This window comes from Mesorhizobium sp. M0518 (genome assembly GCF_040321125.1).
Taxonomy (GTDB): Bacteria; Pseudomonadota; Alphaproteobacteria; order Rhizobiales; family Rhizobiaceae; genus Mesorhizobium.
Genome location: NZ_JAMYQY010000006.1, coordinates 1 through 17,698 on the forward strand (window position 1 = coordinate 1; position 17,698 = coordinate 17,698).

Below are 17,698 nucleotides of genomic sequence, written 5' to 3' on the forward strand. Positions count from 1 at the left end.
GGCAGGACAGAGGGGGGTGTGAAGGATCGCGACCGATGCCCACGATAGGCTTCAATGCGCCTCGTCCCAGTTGTTGGCGGCCCGCGCATCGACATGCAGCGGCACCGACATCGATACCGCCGGCATCGCCGCGTTTTCCATGACGTGACGCACGACCGGGATCGTTGCCTCGACTTCCGCCTCGACTGTCTCGAAGATCAGTTCGTCATGCACCTGCAGCAGCATGCGTGCGGAAAGCCCTGCTTTTTCCAGCGCCTCCTCCATGCGGATCATAGCGCGGCGGATGATGTCGGCGGCGGTGCCTTGCAGGCGGGCGTTGATCGAGGCGCGTTCGTTGAAGGCGCGGAGCGAGGGGTTGGACGATCTTATGTCGGGGTAATGGATGCGGCGGCCGAAGATCGTTTCGACAAAGCCATGCTCGCGGGCATAGGCCTTGGTCTCCTCGATATAGTCTCGGATGCCGGGGAAGCGCTCGAAATATTTCTTGATGTAGTTGCCGGCCTCCTCGCGCGGGATCGACAGCTGGTTGGCGAGGCCGAAGGCCGAGATGCCGTAGATAATGCCGAAATTGATCGCCTTGGCGCGGCGACGGACTTCCGAAGGCATGCCCTCGACCGGCACGTTGAACATCTCAGACGCGGTGATGGCGTGGATATCGGCGCCGTCGGCGAAAGCCTGCCGCAATTGCGGGATCTCGGCGACATGGGCGAGCACCCGCAGTTCGATCTGGCTGTAGTCGGCCGAGACCAGCCGATGGCTCTTGTCGGTGATGAAGGCGGTCCTGATCTTGCGGCCTTCGGCGGTGCGCACCGGGATGTTCTGCAGGTTCGGATCGGAGGACGACAGGCGTCCCGTCGTCGTCGCGGCCAGCGCGTAGGAGGTGTGAACGCGCTTGGTGTCGGGGTGGATGAAGCCCGGCAGCGCATCGGTATAGGTCGATTTCAGCTTGGTCAGCTGGCGCCAGTCGACGATCTTGCGCGGCAGTTCGTGACCTTCGGCGGCGAGATCTTCGAGAAGCTGCGCCGAGGTCGACCACTGGCCGGTCTTGGTCTTGGAACCGCCGGGCAGGCCCATGCGTCCGAACAGGATGTCGCCAAGCTGTTTTGGCGAGCCGATGTTGATGCGCTCGCCGATGAGCTGGTAGATTTCCTCTTCGAGGCGAGCGGCGCCCTGGGCCAGTTCGCCCGAGAGCCGCGACAGGATCTGCCGGTCGACCGAGATGCCGCGCTGTTCCATGCGCGCCAGCACCGGCACCAGCGGCCGCTCCAGCCGCTCATAGACCGACACTAGGCCTTTGGCGGCAAGCCGCGGTTTCAGCACCAGCCAGAGCCGCAGCGTCATATCGGCGTCTTCGGCGGCATGAGCGGTCGCCTTGTCGATGTCGACCTGATCGAAACCGACGGAGCTTTTGCCGGAGCCGGTGACGTCCTTGAGCAGGAGAGGGGTATGACCCAGCCATTTCTCGGCTAGCGAGTCCAGGCCGTGACCATGGGGCGTGCCGGCATCGAGCACGTAGGAGATCAGCATGGTGTCGTCGAACGGTGCGACATCGATGCCGTAGCGGCTCATGATGACAAGATCGTATTTCAGGTTCTGCGCGATCTTGAGAACCGATCTGTCTTCGAGCAGCGGTTTCAGCACAGCCAGCGCCTCGCGAAGCGGTATCTGGTTTTCGAGCGCGCCACCACCGAGCAGGTCGCCATTGCCGCTCATGTGGGCAAAGGGGATATAGGCGGCGCGCCCGGGCGCCGTGGCGATGGCCATGCCGATCAGTTCGGCCTGCATCGGATCAGCCGATGTTGCCCTGACATCGAAGGCGGCGATGCCCGCCTCCCGTGCCTCTGCCACCCAGGCTTTCAGGGTCGAGACATCGCGAATGCAATGATAGGCAGAAATATCGATCTTGCCGGTGGCCGCGCGCTCCAGCCGCAGTGCCGCGAGCAGGGAAGGGGTATCGCCTTGTTTTGACGTCTCCGCCGTCCCGCCGGCTTCGTCCGGTTCAGTGCCGGACGCGTTTCGGGCAACCGGCGGCAACCCGGCCCCGACATCTGGGCCATGAGCATGATCGGCGCGTTCGACGGTGACCGCGACGGCCTGGACATCGCCGGCCTCGGTGCTGGTCGCTTCCGCCACACGGCGGGTCAGTGACGTGAATTCCATGGTCTTCAAGAAACCGATCAGCTTCGGGCCGTCCGGCGCGTGCAGGACGAAATCGTCCAGTCCCTCGGCGACCGGCACATCGTTCATCAGCGTCACCAGCTGACGCGAAATGCGCGCCTTGTCGGCATTGGCGATGATCGATTCGCGCCTCTTGTCCTGCTTGATCTCGCCGGCCCGGGCCAGCAGCGTGTCGAGGTCACCGAACTGTCCGAGCAGTTGCGCCGCCGTCTTCGGCCCTATGCCGGGCACACCAGGCACATTGTCGACCGAATCGCCGGTCAGCGCCTGCAGATCGACCATCTTTTCCGGCGGCACGCCCCATTTCTCGATCACCTCCGGGATTCCGATCTGGCGGTCCTTCATCGGGTCGTACATGGCGACCGTGTCGCCGACCAGCTGCATCAGATCCTTGTCGGAGGAGATGATGGTGGTGTCGCCGCCAGCTTCGCAGGCCAGCCTCGCATAGGTGGCGATCAGATCGTCGGCCTCGTAGCCTTCGATCTCGACGCAGGGCAGGTTGAACGCCCTGGTCGCCTGGCGGATCAGGCCGAATTGCGGGATCAAATCTTCCGGCGGTGCCGAGCGGTTGGCCTTGTATTCGGGGTAGAGGTCGTTGCGGAAGGTTTTCGACGAATAGTCGAAAATGACGGCGAAATGCGTTGGCACAATGCCTACATCGGTGTTGCGGGCGTCGAGCATCAGCTTCCACAGCATGTTGCAGAAGCCGGAAACGGCGCCCACCGGCAGGCCGTCGGATTTGCGGGTCAGCGGCGGCAGCGCGTGATAGGCACGGAAGATGTAGCCGGAGCCGTCGACAAGGAAGAGATGATCGCCTTTTTTCATGCCGGCAGGGATAGCGCGGCGCGGCGGCTTGGTCCATGCCAAAGGCAGCCTCGACTATCGGTTCCGGCAACACCCTGACAGATCGCCGTTACCCCGCTCACGCCTATGTTACAAAACTGTAATTTTCGTGCCCTTGAATCGCCATGTTCAGAGACCCAAATACACGTCATCGGCAGTTTTCGCCGAGTCCGGAGCAAGGCCCGTCCCCCGCCTATCCCGGACACCTGCGGCAGCCTATCCCCCCTCTCCGGGCTGCCGCATCGTTTCGAGTAGAAGGCCGCCGTGGTTCCCCCTCCACCACGGCGGTCTTTTTTATCCCAGACAGACGTTTGCAGCCCGTGGTCCAATGATCGCGGGCTTTTCGTTTTGCTGTCCTGCCTTTACGGTTCGGGTTCTGAATCGAAAGGCTTCACATATGTCCGCAATTTCCCCCGTCCTCGACCGTCTCGACAACAATCTCGACCAGAGCCTCGAGCGCCTGTTCGGCTTGCTCAGGATCAAGTCGATCTCCACCGATCCGGCCTTTGCTGCCGATTGCCGCAAGGCGGCGGAATGGCTGGTGGCCGAACTCAAGCTGATCGGCTTCGACGCCAGCGTTCGCGACACATCAGGCCACCCGATGGTGGTTGCGCACCATGACGGCCCGGCCGGTTCGCAGCATGTGTTGTTTTACGGCCATTATGACGTTCAGCCGGTCGATCCGATCGAATTGTGGGAAAGCGATCCGTTCGCGCCTGCTGTCAAGGAGGTCGGGCCGGATCACAAGGTGATCACCGGACGCGGCTCGGCCGACGACAAGGGCCAGCTGATGACCTTCGTCGAGGCCTGCCGCGCCTGGAAGCAGGTGCACGGCAATTTGCCTTGCCGCATCACCATCCTGTTCGAGGGCGAAGAGGAATCCGGCTCGCCCTCGTTGAAGCCGTTCCTCGAAGCCAATGCCGACGAACTCAAGGCCGATTTCGCGCTGGTCTGCGATACCGGCATGTGGGACCGCGACACGCCGTCGATCTGCGTCGGGCTGCGCGGGCTGGTCGGTGAGGAGATCACGGTGAAGGCGGCCGATCGCGACCTGCATTCGGGCCTCTATGGGGGTGCCGCCGCCAACCCGATCCGCATCCTGGCCAAGGTGCTGGCCGATATCCACGACAAGGACGGTCACATCACCATTCCCGGCTTCTATGACGGCGTCGAGGAAACGCCGTCGCAGATCCTGAAATCTTGGGAGACGCTGGGCGAGACCGCCGAGACGTTCCTGGGACCAGTCGGCCTGTCGATCCCGTCGGGCGAAAAGGGCCGCTCCGTGCTGGAGTTGACCTGGGCGCGGCCGACGGCCGAGTTCAACGGCATCATCGGCGGCTACACCGGCAAGGGCTTCAAAACGGTGATCGCGGCGGAAGCCTCGGCGAAGGTGTCGTTTCGCCTCGTACACAAGCAGGATCCCAAGAAAATCCGCGCGGCGTTCCAGAAATTCGTCAAGGAGCGGATTCCGGCCGACTGCTCGGTCGAATTCCATCCGCATGGCGGCTCGCCGGCAATCCAGCTTTCCTACGACTCGCCCTTCCTGGCCAAGGCCAAGGATGCGCTGTCCGACGAATGGCCGAAGCCGGCGGTGACGACGGGCAGCGGCGGGTCGATCCCGGTGGTCGGCGACTTCCAGACCTATCTCGGCATGGAATCGCTGCTGGTCGGGTTCGGCCTCGACGACGACCGCATCCACTCGCCCAACGAGAAATACGAGCTCAGCTCCTTCCACAAGGGCCAGCGCTCCTGGGCGCGGATTCTCGATGCGCTGACCCGCTGACGCGGCGTGAAAATCAACTTTCAGTTGATTTTTCAGCGGAACGCGGCGAGGACGGGCCACAAGACAAAGCGCTACAGCGTCCCTTGCGGGTCAAGGGACGCGCAAGGCTCGACCGGAGAAGACAATGGCCGATATCCGTTTCCACAAGCATGATCTGCCCGACCTCTCGCACTACAATGTCGGGGCAGTGGCCATCGACACCGAAACGCTGGGGCTCAATCCGCATCGCGACCGGCTGTGCGTGGTGCAGATTTCGCCTGGCGACGGCACGGCCGATGTGATCCAGATCGCGCCCGGCCAGAAGAAGGCGCCGAACCTCGTCAGCCTGCTGCGGAACCGCGGCGTAACCAAGCTGTTCCACTACGGACGCTTCGACCTTGCCGTGCTCTACAATGCGTTCGGCGTCATGCCCGAGCCGGTGTTCTGCACCAAGATCGCCTCGCGGCTGACCCGCACCTACACCGACCGCCACGGGCTGAAGGACATCTGCTTCGAGCTTCTTGGCGTCGGCCTCTCCAAGGCGCAGCAATCGTCGGACTGGGCGGCCGAGACGCTGTCGCCCGAACAGCTCGAATATGCAGCTTCCGATGTGCTCTATCTGCACCGGTTGCGCGATGTGCTGGCCGGACGGCTGGCGCGCGATGGGCGGATCAAGGAAGCCGATGCCTGCTTCCGCTTCCTGCCGACGCGTGCCAAGCTTGACCTGATGGGCTGGGACGAAGAGGATATCTTCGCCCATAGCTGACGGTCGTCGGCGCGCTCCGCGGCCGGTGAGCGTTTGGAACCGGATGCAGGCCGCCGCGTTCTGTCGGCTCAGTTTGTCGGTGCAATTGGGGGATGATGACATGGCGGACAGAAAGCCGATTGCGACCGCACCGACAGATGGCTCCAAGGTCTCCGTGACCTGGAAGGACAGCGACGGCGTCACCAACGAATCCATCGCGCAATATCGCGACGACGGCTGGTGGGTCTATATCGACAGTCACACGCAAAAGAAGGTCGAGCCGACCAGTTGGCGCCCTGCCGCAAGCGACGATGACGATCAATGATGGCGCCGCTGGTGAGGCCGGCCGCTTTCGAATAGCCTGAAGCTGTTGATATCGAGGCCGATTCGGAGCTTTCCGTTCCGCCGTCGTCCTCTTGCTCGGAGGAACTCTCTATGGGTGTCGAAAGCCTGCTCGTCTTCATCATCATCGGTGCCATCGCCGGCTGGCTCGCCGGTCTTATCGTTTCCGGCTTCGGCTTCGGTCTGATCGGCAACATCATTGTCGGTATCGTCGGCGCGTTCATCGCTGGCTGGCTGTTCCCGAGGATCGGATTTTCCATCGGCGGCGGCACTCTCGCCGCGATCATCCATGCCACAATCGGCGCCATCATCCTGCTGGTGCTGGTCAAGGTCCTGAAAAGAGCCTGAGGCTCGACAACGCAAAGAGCGCGCCATGAAACAGAATACGCTCTATCTCGTCATTGGCGCGCTCGTCGTCGTGGTCATTGCGCTCGGCATCTACGTCTATCGCGAGCAGACCAAACCCAAAGGCGTCGAACTCAAGATCGACGACAAGGGCATTTCGATCCAGCAGAACTAAGCCATGCGGGAGCGCGACATGGTTGCTTCTGACGCCCCGGAAGGCGTCGATCAGCCTGGGATTACCGTGGCGGAATGGGAGAGGCTGAACAGGCCGCCGAGGCGTGAGGCGCTGCTGCGCTATCATTGGCGGGTGTTTCGCTTTCTGAGGACATCCGCGCCGGTCAGCGAATTGCAGGGGCAAGAGCAGGTATTCCGTGATGCGGTCGTCGCCACCGTGGCCTTCAACCGGCCAGACGTGATCGAATGGCAGATCCACCTGGTGCGCCGATACCTTGCCGAGCACGAGAGCTACATCGTCTTCGACAACAGCAAGAAGGACGAGGCCAGGCAAGCGATCCGCGATCTCTGCCGTCGCCAGCATGTCCCCTATGTCGCATTGCCGAAGAACAGGCTGGTCGTCAGCAGATCGCACGGTCAAGCGCTCAACTGGATCGTGCGGAATTTCTTGCCTGGGTTCGGGCCGAAGCTTTTCGGCTTCATCGATCATGACATCTTTCCAACTGAACCATTTTCGATCCGCGACCGGATGAAGGGCAAGAGCCTCTACGGCAGCGTGCGGCGCGATACGCCGACACCAGGCGGCTGGTTCTTGTGGCCCGGCTTCTGTTTTTTCGATGGAAGCCTGTTGCGGCGGCGGCTGGATTTCGCCCCGAGCTACAAGTTCCATATGGATTCCGGCGGCGGCAACTGGCCGGTGCTCTACAGGTCGATCGACCCGGCGATGGTTCGGTTCGCTGAAAACAAATCGCTTCGCTTCGGCGCTGGACATGATCAATCCGAGGATTTTTTCATGGTGGTCGATGGCTGGCTGCACGTGACGAACGCCTCGAACTGGAGGCGACAGCCGGCTGACAGGGGCGAACACATTCTCGCGCTGTTGCGGCAAGCCGGCGGTCCCGACCAGCCGGATGTGAAGTTCGAGCCTATCTGAACGAGACATCGAACAGCGTGGTGGCAGTGGCCTGCAAAGAGCAGACGCTGGCCTTTTCGCTGCCCAACGCCAGGGCCGGCATTCGAACACGACTTAACCCGCCTTTAAACCGCCGCATCTACTCTTCAACCCGAACGCCATAGGCATCGGGGATATCAAGCACAGCGCATGGCGAACCGCAGGGACAGTCGCATCGAACCCAGTTTCGAGGGGCCGCCGCAGGCGCGGTCCTCGGCGGGTCTTTCGGTGAACGAGGAGGATCGCGTCGTGCCGAGCAATCGCAAAGCTTCCGCAAAACGCAAGCCGGCCAAAGGGAAATCGTCGCGGGTCAAGCGCGGCAGAAGCCGGCGCGGCCTGTTCGGCGTGCTCGGCCGGCTGTTCTACTGGTGCTTTGTGTTCGCCATCTGGGGCGGCATCGCGGTGGCCGGCATCGTCGTTTACTATGGCGCCAAGATGCCGGCGGCGACGACCTGGTCGATTCCCGACCGCGCCCCCAACATCAAGATCGTCTCTGCTGACGGCCAATTGCTCGCCAATCGCGGCATGAGCGGCGGCGAGGCCGTCGGCCTGCATGAAATGTCGCCCTATATCCCGGAAGCCGTCATCGCCATCGAAGATCGGCGCTTCTACTCGCATTTCGGCATCGACCCGATCGGGCTTTCTCGCGCCATGGTCACCAATGTGCTTGGCGGGCATTTCTCGCAGGGTGGCTCGACGCTGACCCAGCAATTGGCCAAGAACCTGTTCCTGACGCCGGACCGCACGCTGGAGCGCAAGGTGCAGGAGGTGCTGCTGGCGCTGTGGCTGGAGCACAAGCACACCAAGGACCAGATTCTCGAAATGTACCTCAACCGGGTCTATTTCGGTTCCGGCGCCTATGGCGTCGAGGCCGCCTCGCGCCGCTATTTCGGCAAGAGCGCGCGTGACGTCACCCTGTCGGAAGCCGCATTGCTTGCCGGCCTGTTGAAGGCGCCGTCGCGGCTGTCGCCGGCACGCGATCCGAAGGCCGCCGAGGAACGCTCGCAACTGGTGCTTGCCGCCATGCGCGACGAGGGAAAGATCAGCGCCAAGGAACTGACCTCGGCAATGAGCGCGCCGGCAACGCGTGCGCCGTCCTACTGGACCGGCTCGGAGAATTACGTCGCCGACACCATCATGGAAGAATTGCCCGACCTGATCGGCGACGTGCGCGGCGACATCGTCATCGACAGCACCGTCGACCTGAACCTGCAAAAGCTCGCCGAACAGTCGATCCGCAGGCTGATCGACGACAGCGGCAAGAAGCTCAACGTCAGCCAGGGCGCCCTGGTGTCGATCGACGATTCCGGCGCGGTGCGCGCCATGGTCGGCGGCTACGACTATTCGACGAGCCAGTTCGACCGTGCTTCGGAGGCACGTCGCCAGCCGGGCTCGGCGTTCAAGCCGTTCGTCTATATGGCCGCGCTCGAAGCCGGTCGCACGCCCGACAGCATCCGCAACGATGCGCCGATCAAGATCGGCAATTGGACACCCGACAATTACGGCGGCAAGTATTTCGGCAAGGTGACGCTGGCCACCGCGCTGGCCAAGTCTCTGAACTCGGTGGCCGCGCAGCTGACCATGGAGGTCGGGCCGAACGCGGTAGTCGAGGCGGCCCACCGCATGGGCATCCAGTCCGACCTGATAGCCAACACCTCGATCGCGCTCGGCACTTCGGAAGTGACGCCGCTGGAGCTGACCTCGGCCTATGTCCCATTCGCCAATGGCGGCTACAAGCCCGACATCCACTTCATCCGGCGCGTGACGACCACCGAGGGCAAAGTGCTTTACGACAGCGGCGGCGGCAGCGCGCCGCGCGTCGTCAAGCCTGAGATCGTGGGCATGATGAACTCGATGATGACGGGCACGGTTGAGATCGGCACTGCCCGGAAAGCGGCTTTCGCCTGGCCATCGGCCGGCAAGACCGGCACCAGTCAGAATTCGCGCGACGCCTGGTTCGTCGGCTACACCGCCAACCTCACCACCGGTGTGTGGTTCGGCAATGATGATGGCAGCCCGATGAAGAAGGTCACCGGCGGCGCACTGCCGGCGCAGGCCTGGCACGAGTTCATGGTTGCGGCCCACGAGGGTGTGCCGGTGCGGCCGCTGCCCGGCACCTGGAAATCGACGCCGGCCGACACAATCGTCCCCGACGAGATCCCCTCGGCGAACAACACGGCGCCGGTTCCGTCAACGTCGGTCGGCCAGCAGGCTCCGGCGCGGCCAGCAGCGCCGGTTGCCCAAGCGCCGTCCCGCGCGGCCCGTCCCGCCCAAACCGTCGATGCCGATGGCCTTTCCATGCCAGAGGATGACGGCGCCACCGCATCGATCAAGCACCCGGTGCCGCCAGGCGACGTCGGCGGTCCGCGCAAAAAGCGGCAGACCTCGATCCTCGACCTCCTTGGCGGCTGATCCGATCCGCTAATTCCGTGGTTTGGCGTTGCCCAATTTCTTGCTGTCAAAGGTCAGTTTGTCGCTGTGAATCTTGCCATCGCGGACGGTAAGGTGCTTGGCGCAGGAAAGCGCGCCGGACGACTTTGTCATCAAGTCATACATCAGCAGCGCCTGGTGATCGTCGCCGAAAGCAGCGATCATGCGCACACCGGTCACATCCTGTGAAAGTTTGGTCAGGCCCTTCAGGTAGGGGGCCTTGCCGGTCGATTGCTGCATCGGCCCATCAAAAACGACGTCGTCGGCGACATAGGATGCTGCCTTTTCGAGGTCGTGGCCTGTCCACGCCTTGGTGAAGGCCGTGGCGATGTCGAGGGGTGCTGTCTGTGTCATGGCTCTGTCCGATTGATTTGATGTGAAACCCCGCACCCTTGTCCTGCACTCCCGAACCAACGGCGAGTTGGCTTCCCGGTTCCTCCTTTGACGTGAATGGTGACATTTCGGCCTCTCGCCACCTCGGCGGCGTTCGGCTACATCTGCCGGCCGGAGACCTTGAAATGACTGAACTCGACACCAGAAAGACCATCGTGCTGACCGGCGCCAGCCGCGGCATCGGCCACGCCACCGTCAAGCGTTTTTCGCGCGAGGGCTGGCGCGTCATCACCTGCTCCAGGCAGGCTTTCGCCGAGGATTGCCCGTGGCCGGCCGGGCCGGAAGACCACATCAAGGTCGATCTCGCCGATCAGGAGGATGTCGGCATCGCCGTCTCCGAAATCCGCCACCGGCTGGAAGCGCATGGCGGCCAGTTGCATGCACTGGTCAACAATGCCGGCATTTCGCCGAAGCTCAAGGACGGCAACAGCCGCATGGATTCGATCGACACGCCGATGCATGTCTGGCGCGACGTGTTCCAGGTCAATTTCTTCGCGCCGATCATGCTGGCGCGCGGCCTGTTCAAGGAACTGGCGGCGGCCAAGGGCTCGATCGTCAACGTAACCTCGATCGCCGGAACCCGCGTGCATCCCTTCGCCGGCACGGCCTACGCGACATCGAAGGCGGCACTTGGCTCGCTGACGCGCGAGATGGCACATGATTTCGGCCCGCACGGCATCCGCGTCAACGCCATTGCGCCCGGCGAGATCGACACCGCGATCCTGTCACCGGGCACTGACAAGATCGTCGAGACGATCCCCTTGAGAAGGCTCGGCACCACGGCCGAAGTCGCCGACATCATCTTCTTCCTGTGCTCGCAGCAGGCGTCCTACGTGACCGGCTCGGAAATTCACATCAATGGCGGCCAGCACGTGTGACAAAACAGGATGCTCATCCTGTTATGGTGAGAACGGCCTTGCCGCTGAAGCTGCGCTGTCGCAGTGCGTTCAGCGCTTGGGCGATGTCTGTCCACGGCACGGTCATGGCCACGCGCGTTTCGAGCCGGCCGGCTGCGACCAGAGCGAGCAGCGAGGCGATGTCCTCGCCAATGCCTGGACCAGACGTGTAGTACGCGAAAGTCTGAAGCCTCGCTCCTTCATGATCCGGAACGAACTGGCGGAATCCGACGGGCGTCAGTTCGCCGCTGCTCGAGCCGAACATGACGATGGTCCCGCCAGGGGCGACGCGTTCGATCGCGCATGCGAGGCTTTGACCGCCAACCGACTCGGTAATCAGCGAGAACGGCCCCTCGGTCAGGTCTATCGCTTCGACAACCTGCCTGGCTCCCAGGTTGCGGAGATCCTCAGCGTGCCGGGCGGCGGCGACAGCGGTCACGAATCCGCCCTGATGGCGGGCGAGCTGGATCTGGAAACGACCGACCGCACCGCTTGCGCCGGTGATCAAGACCTGCTGGCCGGCGAGGTCGCCGCCATGGCGTAAAGTCCTCAGCGCCGTCGTACCGGCGACAGGAAGCGTGGCTGCGGAAACGAAGCTGACGTCATCCGGCAGGATGGCGAGACGGTCGGTTGGGACTGCGATGCGTTCGGTCCAACCAGCCTCGTCGACCAACGCGACAACCCGGGCGCCGACGGTTGGCCCGGAACCATCGGCTGCTCTTCGTTCGACAATCCCAGCAATGTCCTGGCCGGGTATCCAACCCTTGGGGCGTATGGCAAGCAGGCGCAGTTCGCCGCGATTCAACGAAGTCGCGTGGACCGAGACAAGTGCTTCATTCGAGGCCGGTTGAGGCTCGGCGACGTCGGCGAGCCTCAACCCGGTCGCGTTTTCGGGAGAGATGACCAGGGCAAGCATGGGCGTACCTTGTTGCTGGCTTGTCGGTGCCAGCTTGCGTTGGAAAGCACGGCAAGCTGAGTACCCACGTAGGTAGCGGGCCATACCGGCGGGGGCGCGCAGCGTCACGAGATCAACCCTGCGCGAACCGAAGCCTATCGACTTTCGCGGTTAAAGAATTTAGCTATCGTGGCGTTTCATCGCTAATAACAGTCAATCATGAGACAGCCCCTCAGCTACCCCTGGCTCGATCTCGATGTGGATGACCCAGCCGCGCTGGCGATTGCCGTGCGCGTCGACATCCCCGACACCCGAGCGGAAGTCCCCGCCCATCGGCACCGCAAAGGCCAGCTCGTCTTCGCGCTCGGCGGCGGCGTCACATGCCGCGTTCCAAGCGGTCTATGGATGGTGCCGCCGCATTGCGGGGTGTGGATCCCCGGCGGCATGGAGCACAGCAATGTCGCAACCGCCAACGCCCGGATTTTTTTCGTCTACATAGAGCCGGGCGCCGCCGACCTGCCGGAGCGGTGCTGCACACTTTCGATCTCGCCACTGCTGCGCGAATTGATCATCGAGCTTTCCGATCGGCTGCAGGACGACGAGGCGAGGGGCGAGCTCTTGACCAAGATACTGCTCACCGAGTTGCCACGCATGCCTGTCCAGCAATTGCACCTGCCGATCTCATCCGAGCCGCGCTTGAACAGGATCGCCGAAGCGCTGGCGCAGGACCCCGCCGACCGCAGCACACTGGCGGAATGGGCCAATCGCGTCGCGCTCAGCGAAAGCAGCCTCGCCCGCCTTGTGACAAAGGAGACAGGGCTGAGTTTCGGGCGCTGGCGCCAGCAATTGCATTTGATCGTTGCAATTCGGGAACTGGCTTCCGGCAAGAGTGTCCAGCAAGTCTCGGGCGATCTCGGCTATGGTTCGGTCACGGCCTTCATCACCATGTTCAAGAAGGCGCTTGGGAAGCCGCCGGCCAAATATCTCAGTGGTATCGCGCAAAATGGCGGCTCTGCATTCGTGGCGTGATGCTCGCTTGAAAGGGTGGTCGAGCCGATCACGGTGCCAGCGTGCGAGAGTGCAGCCTGGGCTTTGGAACTCAGGCCACCGATGGCTCGGCGGTTTCGCGCCTCAACTCCGGTTTGGGACCGAGAACTTCTTCCACAATCCCGCGCGCAATCTCGCGTTCACCCATGATCACCGTATCGGCGCCCAAACCCTTGAGATGTTCGACCTCGGCGTCGGAATGGGCACGAGCGATGACGTTGATGCCAGGGTTGGCGGTGCGGGCTCGGAGCACGATCTGGCCGGCTTCGAAGGCATTGGGGATGGCAAGGATCAGCCGGCTGGCGCCTTCGGGATTGGCGGCGGCGAACACTTCGGCATTGGCCGCATTGCCGGCGACGGTCTCGATGCTGTCCGCTTTCAATTTCGCCAGCGTCTTGTCGGCGTCCTCGATGACCAGGAAGGGCATTGCCGCGTCTTTCAGCGCCGAGCCGACCAGGCCACCGACACGGCCGTAGCCGATCAGGATGGCATGGCCGGTGAGTGCCGTCTTTGGAGGCGGGCCGTCCTCCTTTTTCGTCGTTGCCGCGACAGAGGCTACCTGGCCCGGCTCCGTCGCCGGACCAACCGGTTTTGCCTCGACCGGTGGTGCCGTCCTGGCGGCGCGCCGTTCCAGCCACGGCTTCATCCAGTCGATGGCCAGGAACATCAGCGGGTTGAGGACAATCGACAGGATCGCACCGGCCAGAATGAGGTCGCGGCCCTGTTCCGGCAGCAGCTTCAGCCCGACGCCGAGTTCAGCCAGAATGAAGGAGAATTCGCCGATCTGGGCAAGGCTTGCCGAAATTATCAGCGCCGTGGCGATGGGATAGCCGAAGGCGACAACGATGGCGAATGCGGCCAGTGATTTGCCGATGACGATGATGGCGAGCGTCGCCAGGATTGGCCAGCCATTGCTGATCAGGCTGAACGGGTCGAACAGCATGCCGACCGAGACGAAAAATAACACGGAAAAGGCATCGCGCAGCGGCAGCGATTCCTCGGCGGCGCGGTGGCTGAGCTCGGACTCGCTCATGATCATGCCGGCGAAGAAGGCGCCCAGCGCCAGCGAGACACCGAATAGTTTTGCCGCACCGAAGGCGACGCCGAGCGCGATGGCCAAAACCGCCAGCCGGAACAGTTCGCGCGAGCCGGTATGGGCGACGTAATGCAGGATCCAGGGAATGACCCGGCGGCCGACCACCAGCATGACGATCACAAAAGCGGCGACCTTGGCCAGCGTGATGCCGACGACGCCCCAGATGCCGTAGCTGGCCGGCAGCGACAGCAGGCCGCTGGCATGGGCGTCAGCCTGCTCCTGACCGCCGAGCACGCCGGCGAGCGCCGGCAGCAGCACCAGCGCCAGCACCATGGCCAGATCCTCGACTATCAGCCAGCCGACGGCGATGCGGCCGCGCTCGGTCTCGATCATCCGCCGTTCCTGCAGGGCACGCAGCAGCACCACGGTCGAGGCCACCGACAGCGCCAGGCCGAACACCAGCCCCGCGCCCATCGACCAGCCAAGCATCCAGGCAAGACCGGCGCCAAGTGCGGTGGCAAAGCCGATCTGGACGATGGCGCCCGGCACGGCGATGGCACGCACCGACAGCAGATCCTTGAGCGAGAAGTGCAGCCCGACGCCGAACATCAGGAGGATGACGCCGATTTCGGCCAGTTCGTTGGCAAGGCCGGCATCGGCGACGAAGCCAGGCGTGTTCGGCCCGACCAGCACGCCGGCTACGAGATAGCCGACCAGCGGCGGAATGCGGAAGCGGTTGGCGAGAGCCCCGAAGACGAAAGCCAGCCCCAGACCGGCGACGATGGTGGCGATAAGGGGCGTGTCATGCGGCATTGTCTATGGAGCGCCTTTCAAAAACAGCGATGTTGGATGAGCGCCGCCCAAAGCCGCCGCCTGTTTGCAATATGGTGGATGGTATGTTGGCGATGCAACCCGCAAAGCCATGAAATCGACGGCGCTGCCGCAAATATTTGACCGGCAGCTGAGAAAGCTGCCGGTCAAATCGGAATTTGTGCGGTGCTATTCGTCTCGATCGGTCAGGGCCGATCGACAATGATCAGGCTGCCTGCAGCAAGGCCTCGATTTCCGGTATGGCATGGTTGGTCAATGTCTTGGGAATTTCGGCGGTCACCTTGTCCCCGACCTCCTTGTGCAGCTTTTTGCGCATTGTCCCAAGCACCACCGGCGGTGCGACCAGCACGATCTCGCTGAATTCGCCGTCATGCGCGAGCTTGTAGAGCCGGGCGGCGATTTCATCGGCGAAACGCTCCTTGCCGATGCGGTGCCAATCCGTATCCTCGACCGCGCTGCGGTGTACGGAGGGACCATCATTGTATCGGCCCGGGCTGTCACTGCCTTGCTCGCGGGTGGGCGGGTTGTCCTGCTGCATTTCCTGCACCACCTCGAGATTCGGATATTTATTGTCGCCGGCGTTCCTGAGGAAAAGCGCCTTCTCGCCATCGGCCACCATGACCCAGATACCGTGCTTGAGTATGATTGTGTTCATGATGACAGGCTCCTTTTCAGCCGCGTGGTGGCCTTTCGTGGCGTTCCGCAGCCGGGGTTTCGATCCGATATGACAGGCCTTTTGAGAACGCGCCCGGAGCCACTAATGTTCCAGTCGGCAGCCGCGTCGGCGTTGGACATTCTGGCTATCCAGAGTTCGCGGCTTTAATCTACTAATTTGGTAGAATTTAGAAAAAACGGTTTTGCGGCTTTTCTCCCCGGGCGCTAAAAGACCCGGAAAACAAGGCCTGCGACAGCAGCTTGAATCCGCTCCATCTGTAAACGAGAAATATTTTTCTCTTGGCCGGGATGCTTTCAGAAAAGCAATTGCATCCCGATAAGGGATGCGCGAGTGCGTTCCTTCTGGTTTCTCGCGCCCGCGCGTAGAACTGCAAGCTCATTCAGGATTCCGCTCGCGTCCATGTCGCACACTGCTCCCAAGCTCAACGCCTTCCCCGTGTTCATGCGGGTCGAGGGCGAAGCCGTGGCCATCGTCGGCGGCGGCGAAGAGGCGCTGGCCAAGGCGCGGCTGATCGGACAGTCGAGTGCGGTCCTGCGGATTATCGCGGAACACGCCGAGCCCGACCTGCTCGCCTTCGTCGCCCAGGCCGGCGCGAGCCATTTTGCCGCCGCTTACGACGCATCGCAGCTCGAAGGCGCGATCATGGTGTTTGCCGCCAGCGGCGACGAGGAACTCGACCGTCGGGTGGCTGCGGATGCGCGCCGCCTAAGCATTCCGGTTAATGCCGTCGATCGGCCTGAGCTTTGCGATTTCTTCACCCCGGCGCTGGTCAACCGCGCGCCAGTCGCCATCGCCATCGGCACCGAAGGCGCCGGGCCGGTGCTTGCGCAGATGCTGCGCGGCCGCATCGACCGTATGCTGTCGCCGTCGCTCGGGCCGCTGGCAACGCTTGCCGCTTCGTTTCGCGGGGCTGCCGAGAAGCTGCTGCCGAGAGGCAATGCCCGGCGCCGCTTCTGGAATGATTTCTTCACTGGTGCTCCTGCACGCGCGGCTGAAATCGGTCAGCTTTCGCAGGCGCATGATGCTGCCGTCGATCTCCTGCTTTCGAATGCGCCGGCTCGCGGCCACATCGCGCTGGTCGGTGCCGGTCCGGGCGCCGAGGATCTTCTGACCTTGCGCGCACACCGCCTGCTGATGGAAGCCGATGTCATCGTCCATGACGCGCTGGTGCCGGAGGCGGTGGTTGCCATGGGTCGCCGCGATGCCGAGCGTCTGCCGGTCGGAAAGCGCAAGGGCTGTCACACCAAGAGCCAGGCTGAGATCAATGCGCTGCTGGTCGAGCTTGGCCGTGAAGGCAAGCGTGTCGTGCGGCTGAAGTCAGGCGATCCGCTGGTGTTCGGCCGGGCCGGCGAAGAGATGGCGGCACTTCGCGATGCCGGCATCGCCTATGAGGTGGTTCCGGGCGTCACCGCGGCCTTTGCCGCCGCCGCCGATTTCGAACTGCCGCTGACCTTGCGCGGTGTCTCCTCGTCGATGGTGTTCACCACCGGCCACGACCTCAAGGGCAATTCGCTGCCCGACTGGGCCAAGCTCGCCATTTCCGGCGCCACCGTCGCCGTTTATATGGGCCGCTCTGTGGCCGCCGAGGTTGCCGGACGGCTGATCGAGGCCGGTCTGTCGCCGGATACGGCGGTGGCCGTGGTCGAGAATGCCAGCCTCGCCAACCGGCGTCGCTTCCACGGCACGCTTGCCGACCTGCCGTCGCTGGAAGCGCGCGCCGATCTTTCCGGCCCGGTCATGACCATCATCGGCGATGCGGTCGCCGGCGCCAACTTTGAGCGATCCGAGCCGCTGGCGGCACACAGGCATGAAGGCGCGTCCAGTTCGATCGCCGAAGGAGTTCAGCAATGAAGATACTGACCGCCAACCGCCTCACCGACGGCATTGCCGTCTGGTACGCCGATGGCGGCTGGGCCGAGACGGTGGACCATGCCGACCTCGCCCATGACAAGGCATCCGAGGATAGGCTCGAGGCGATCGGCGCCAAGGCCTATGCCGCCAACGAAGTGGTCGACGTCAATTTGATCGACGCTGAAGTCGTCAACGGTGTCGTCCAACCGGTGCGGCTGCGAGAGAAGATCCGCGCCGCCGGCCCGACCATTCGCAACGATCTCGGCAAGCAGGCTGCGCGGGCAGCATAACCAAGACACCAG

The 17,698-nt window shown here is 63.1% G+C and carries 16 protein-coding genes; 11 read left to right on the top strand and 5 right to left on the bottom strand.

The features are described from left to right. Window positions 1–51: 51 nt before the first annotated feature. A complete protein-coding gene (gene polA, locus NKI66_RS10210; RefSeq protein WP_352751691.1) occupies window positions 52–3,003 on the bottom strand; it encodes a DNA polymerase I in 2,952 nt (983 codons plus the stop codon). 415 nt (window positions 3,004–3,418) lie between these two features. Here polA and NKI66_RS10215 point away from each other — a divergent pair, with 415 nt between their 5' ends. The 7 genes from NKI66_RS10215 (at window position 3,419) to NKI66_RS10245 (ending at window position 9,753) form a co-directional block, all read left to right on the top strand. Beyond that, window positions 3,419–4,804: a M20/M25/M40 family metallo-hydrolase gene (locus NKI66_RS10215; protein WP_352751568.1), complete on the top strand. Its 1,386-nt coding sequence runs from the start codon at window positions 3,419–3,421 to the stop codon at window positions 4,802–4,804. A 124-nt stretch (window positions 4,805–4,928) separates the two neighbouring features. Continuing rightward, the gene (locus NKI66_RS10220; RefSeq protein WP_031213535.1) at window positions 4,929–5,549 is read left to right on the top strand and encodes a ribonuclease D; all 621 of its coding nucleotides are present in this window, start codon (window positions 4,929–4,931) and stop codon (window positions 5,547–5,549) included. 100 nt (window positions 5,550–5,649) lie between these two features. Continuing rightward, window positions 5,650–5,853 carry a hypothetical protein gene (locus NKI66_RS10225; protein WP_352751570.1) on the top strand — a complete coding sequence of 68 codons (204 nt, stop codon included), beginning with the start codon at window positions 5,650–5,652 and terminating at the stop codon, window positions 5,851–5,853. A gap of 110 nt (window positions 5,854–5,963) precedes the next feature. After that, a complete protein-coding gene (locus NKI66_RS10230) occupies window positions 5,964–6,218 on the top strand; it encodes a GlsB/YeaQ/YmgE family stress response membrane protein (RefSeq protein WP_013529551.1) in 255 nt (84 codons plus the stop codon). 25 nt (window positions 6,219–6,243) lie between these two features. Continuing rightward, window positions 6,244–6,390 carry a hypothetical protein gene (locus NKI66_RS10235; protein ID WP_013529552.1) on the top strand — a complete coding sequence of 49 codons (147 nt, stop codon included), beginning with the start codon at window positions 6,244–6,246 and terminating at the stop codon, window positions 6,388–6,390. An 18-nt stretch (window positions 6,391–6,408) separates the two neighbouring features. Further along, a complete protein-coding gene (locus tag NKI66_RS10240) occupies window positions 6,409–7,323 on the top strand; it encodes a hypothetical protein (protein ID WP_352751572.1) in 915 nt (304 codons plus the stop codon). A 168-nt stretch (window positions 7,324–7,491) separates the two neighbouring features. Beyond that, window positions 7,492–9,753, top strand: coding sequence for a transglycosylase domain-containing protein (locus tag NKI66_RS10245; protein WP_352751574.1), 2,262 nt, complete (start codon window positions 7,492–7,494; stop codon window positions 9,751–9,753). A gap of 9 nt (window positions 9,754–9,762) precedes the next feature. On the opposite strand, the gene NKI66_RS10250 is transcribed toward NKI66_RS10245, so the two are convergent. Further along, window positions 9,763–10,125 (bottom strand): nuclear transport factor 2 family protein, encoded by a 363-nt coding sequence (locus NKI66_RS10250; protein ID WP_023812509.1) that lies wholly within the window; start codon window positions 10,123–10,125, stop codon window positions 9,763–9,765. 164 nt (window positions 10,126–10,289) lie between these two features. Here NKI66_RS10250 and NKI66_RS10255 point away from each other — a divergent pair, with 164 nt between their 5' ends. Continuing rightward, window positions 10,290–11,042 carry an SDR family NAD(P)-dependent oxidoreductase gene (locus tag NKI66_RS10255; RefSeq protein ID WP_023812510.1) on the top strand — a complete coding sequence of 251 codons (753 nt, stop codon included), beginning with the start codon at window positions 10,290–10,292 and terminating at the stop codon, window positions 11,040–11,042. Between the two features lie 13 nt (window positions 11,043–11,055). Here NKI66_RS10255 and NKI66_RS10260 read toward each other — a convergent pair whose 3' ends face one another. Continuing rightward, window positions 11,056–11,976, bottom strand: a complete 921-nt coding sequence (locus NKI66_RS10260; protein WP_352751693.1) for a zinc-binding dehydrogenase — start codon at window positions 11,974–11,976, stop codon at window positions 11,056–11,058. 198 nt (window positions 11,977–12,174) lie between these two features. On the opposite strand from NKI66_RS10260, the gene NKI66_RS10265 reads away from it, so the two are divergent. Continuing rightward, entirely contained in the window at window positions 12,175–12,984 is an 810-nt protein-coding gene (locus tag NKI66_RS10265) for an AraC family transcriptional regulator (protein WP_023812512.1), read from the top strand. Between the two features lie 70 nt (window positions 12,985–13,054). Here NKI66_RS10265 and NKI66_RS10270 read toward each other — a convergent pair whose 3' ends face one another. Both NKI66_RS10270 and NKI66_RS10275 read right to left on the bottom strand, forming a co-directional pair. Continuing rightward, entirely contained in the window at window positions 13,055–14,851 is a 1,797-nt protein-coding gene (locus NKI66_RS10270) for a cation:proton antiporter domain-containing protein (protein WP_352610164.1), read from the bottom strand. 223 nt (window positions 14,852–15,074) lie between these two features. Next, the gene (locus tag NKI66_RS10275; protein WP_023812513.1) at window positions 15,075–15,524 is read right to left on the bottom strand and encodes a baeRF12 domain-containing protein; all 450 of its coding nucleotides are present in this window, start codon (window positions 15,522–15,524) and stop codon (window positions 15,075–15,077) included. A 420-nt stretch (window positions 15,525–15,944) separates the two neighbouring features. Here NKI66_RS10275 and cysG point away from each other — a divergent pair, with 420 nt between their 5' ends. After that, window positions 15,945–17,396: a siroheme synthase CysG gene (gene cysG / locus NKI66_RS10280; RefSeq protein WP_352751577.1), complete on the top strand. Its 1,452-nt coding sequence runs from the start codon at window positions 15,945–15,947 to the stop codon at window positions 17,394–17,396. Beyond that, the gene (locus tag NKI66_RS10285) at window positions 17,393–17,686 is read left to right on the top strand and encodes a DUF2849 domain-containing protein (RefSeq protein WP_352751579.1); all 294 of its coding nucleotides are present in this window, start codon (window positions 17,393–17,395) and stop codon (window positions 17,684–17,686) included. Before cysG ends, NKI66_RS10285 begins: the two co-directional genes overlap by 4 nt. Window positions 17,687–17,698 lie beyond the last annotated feature (12 nt).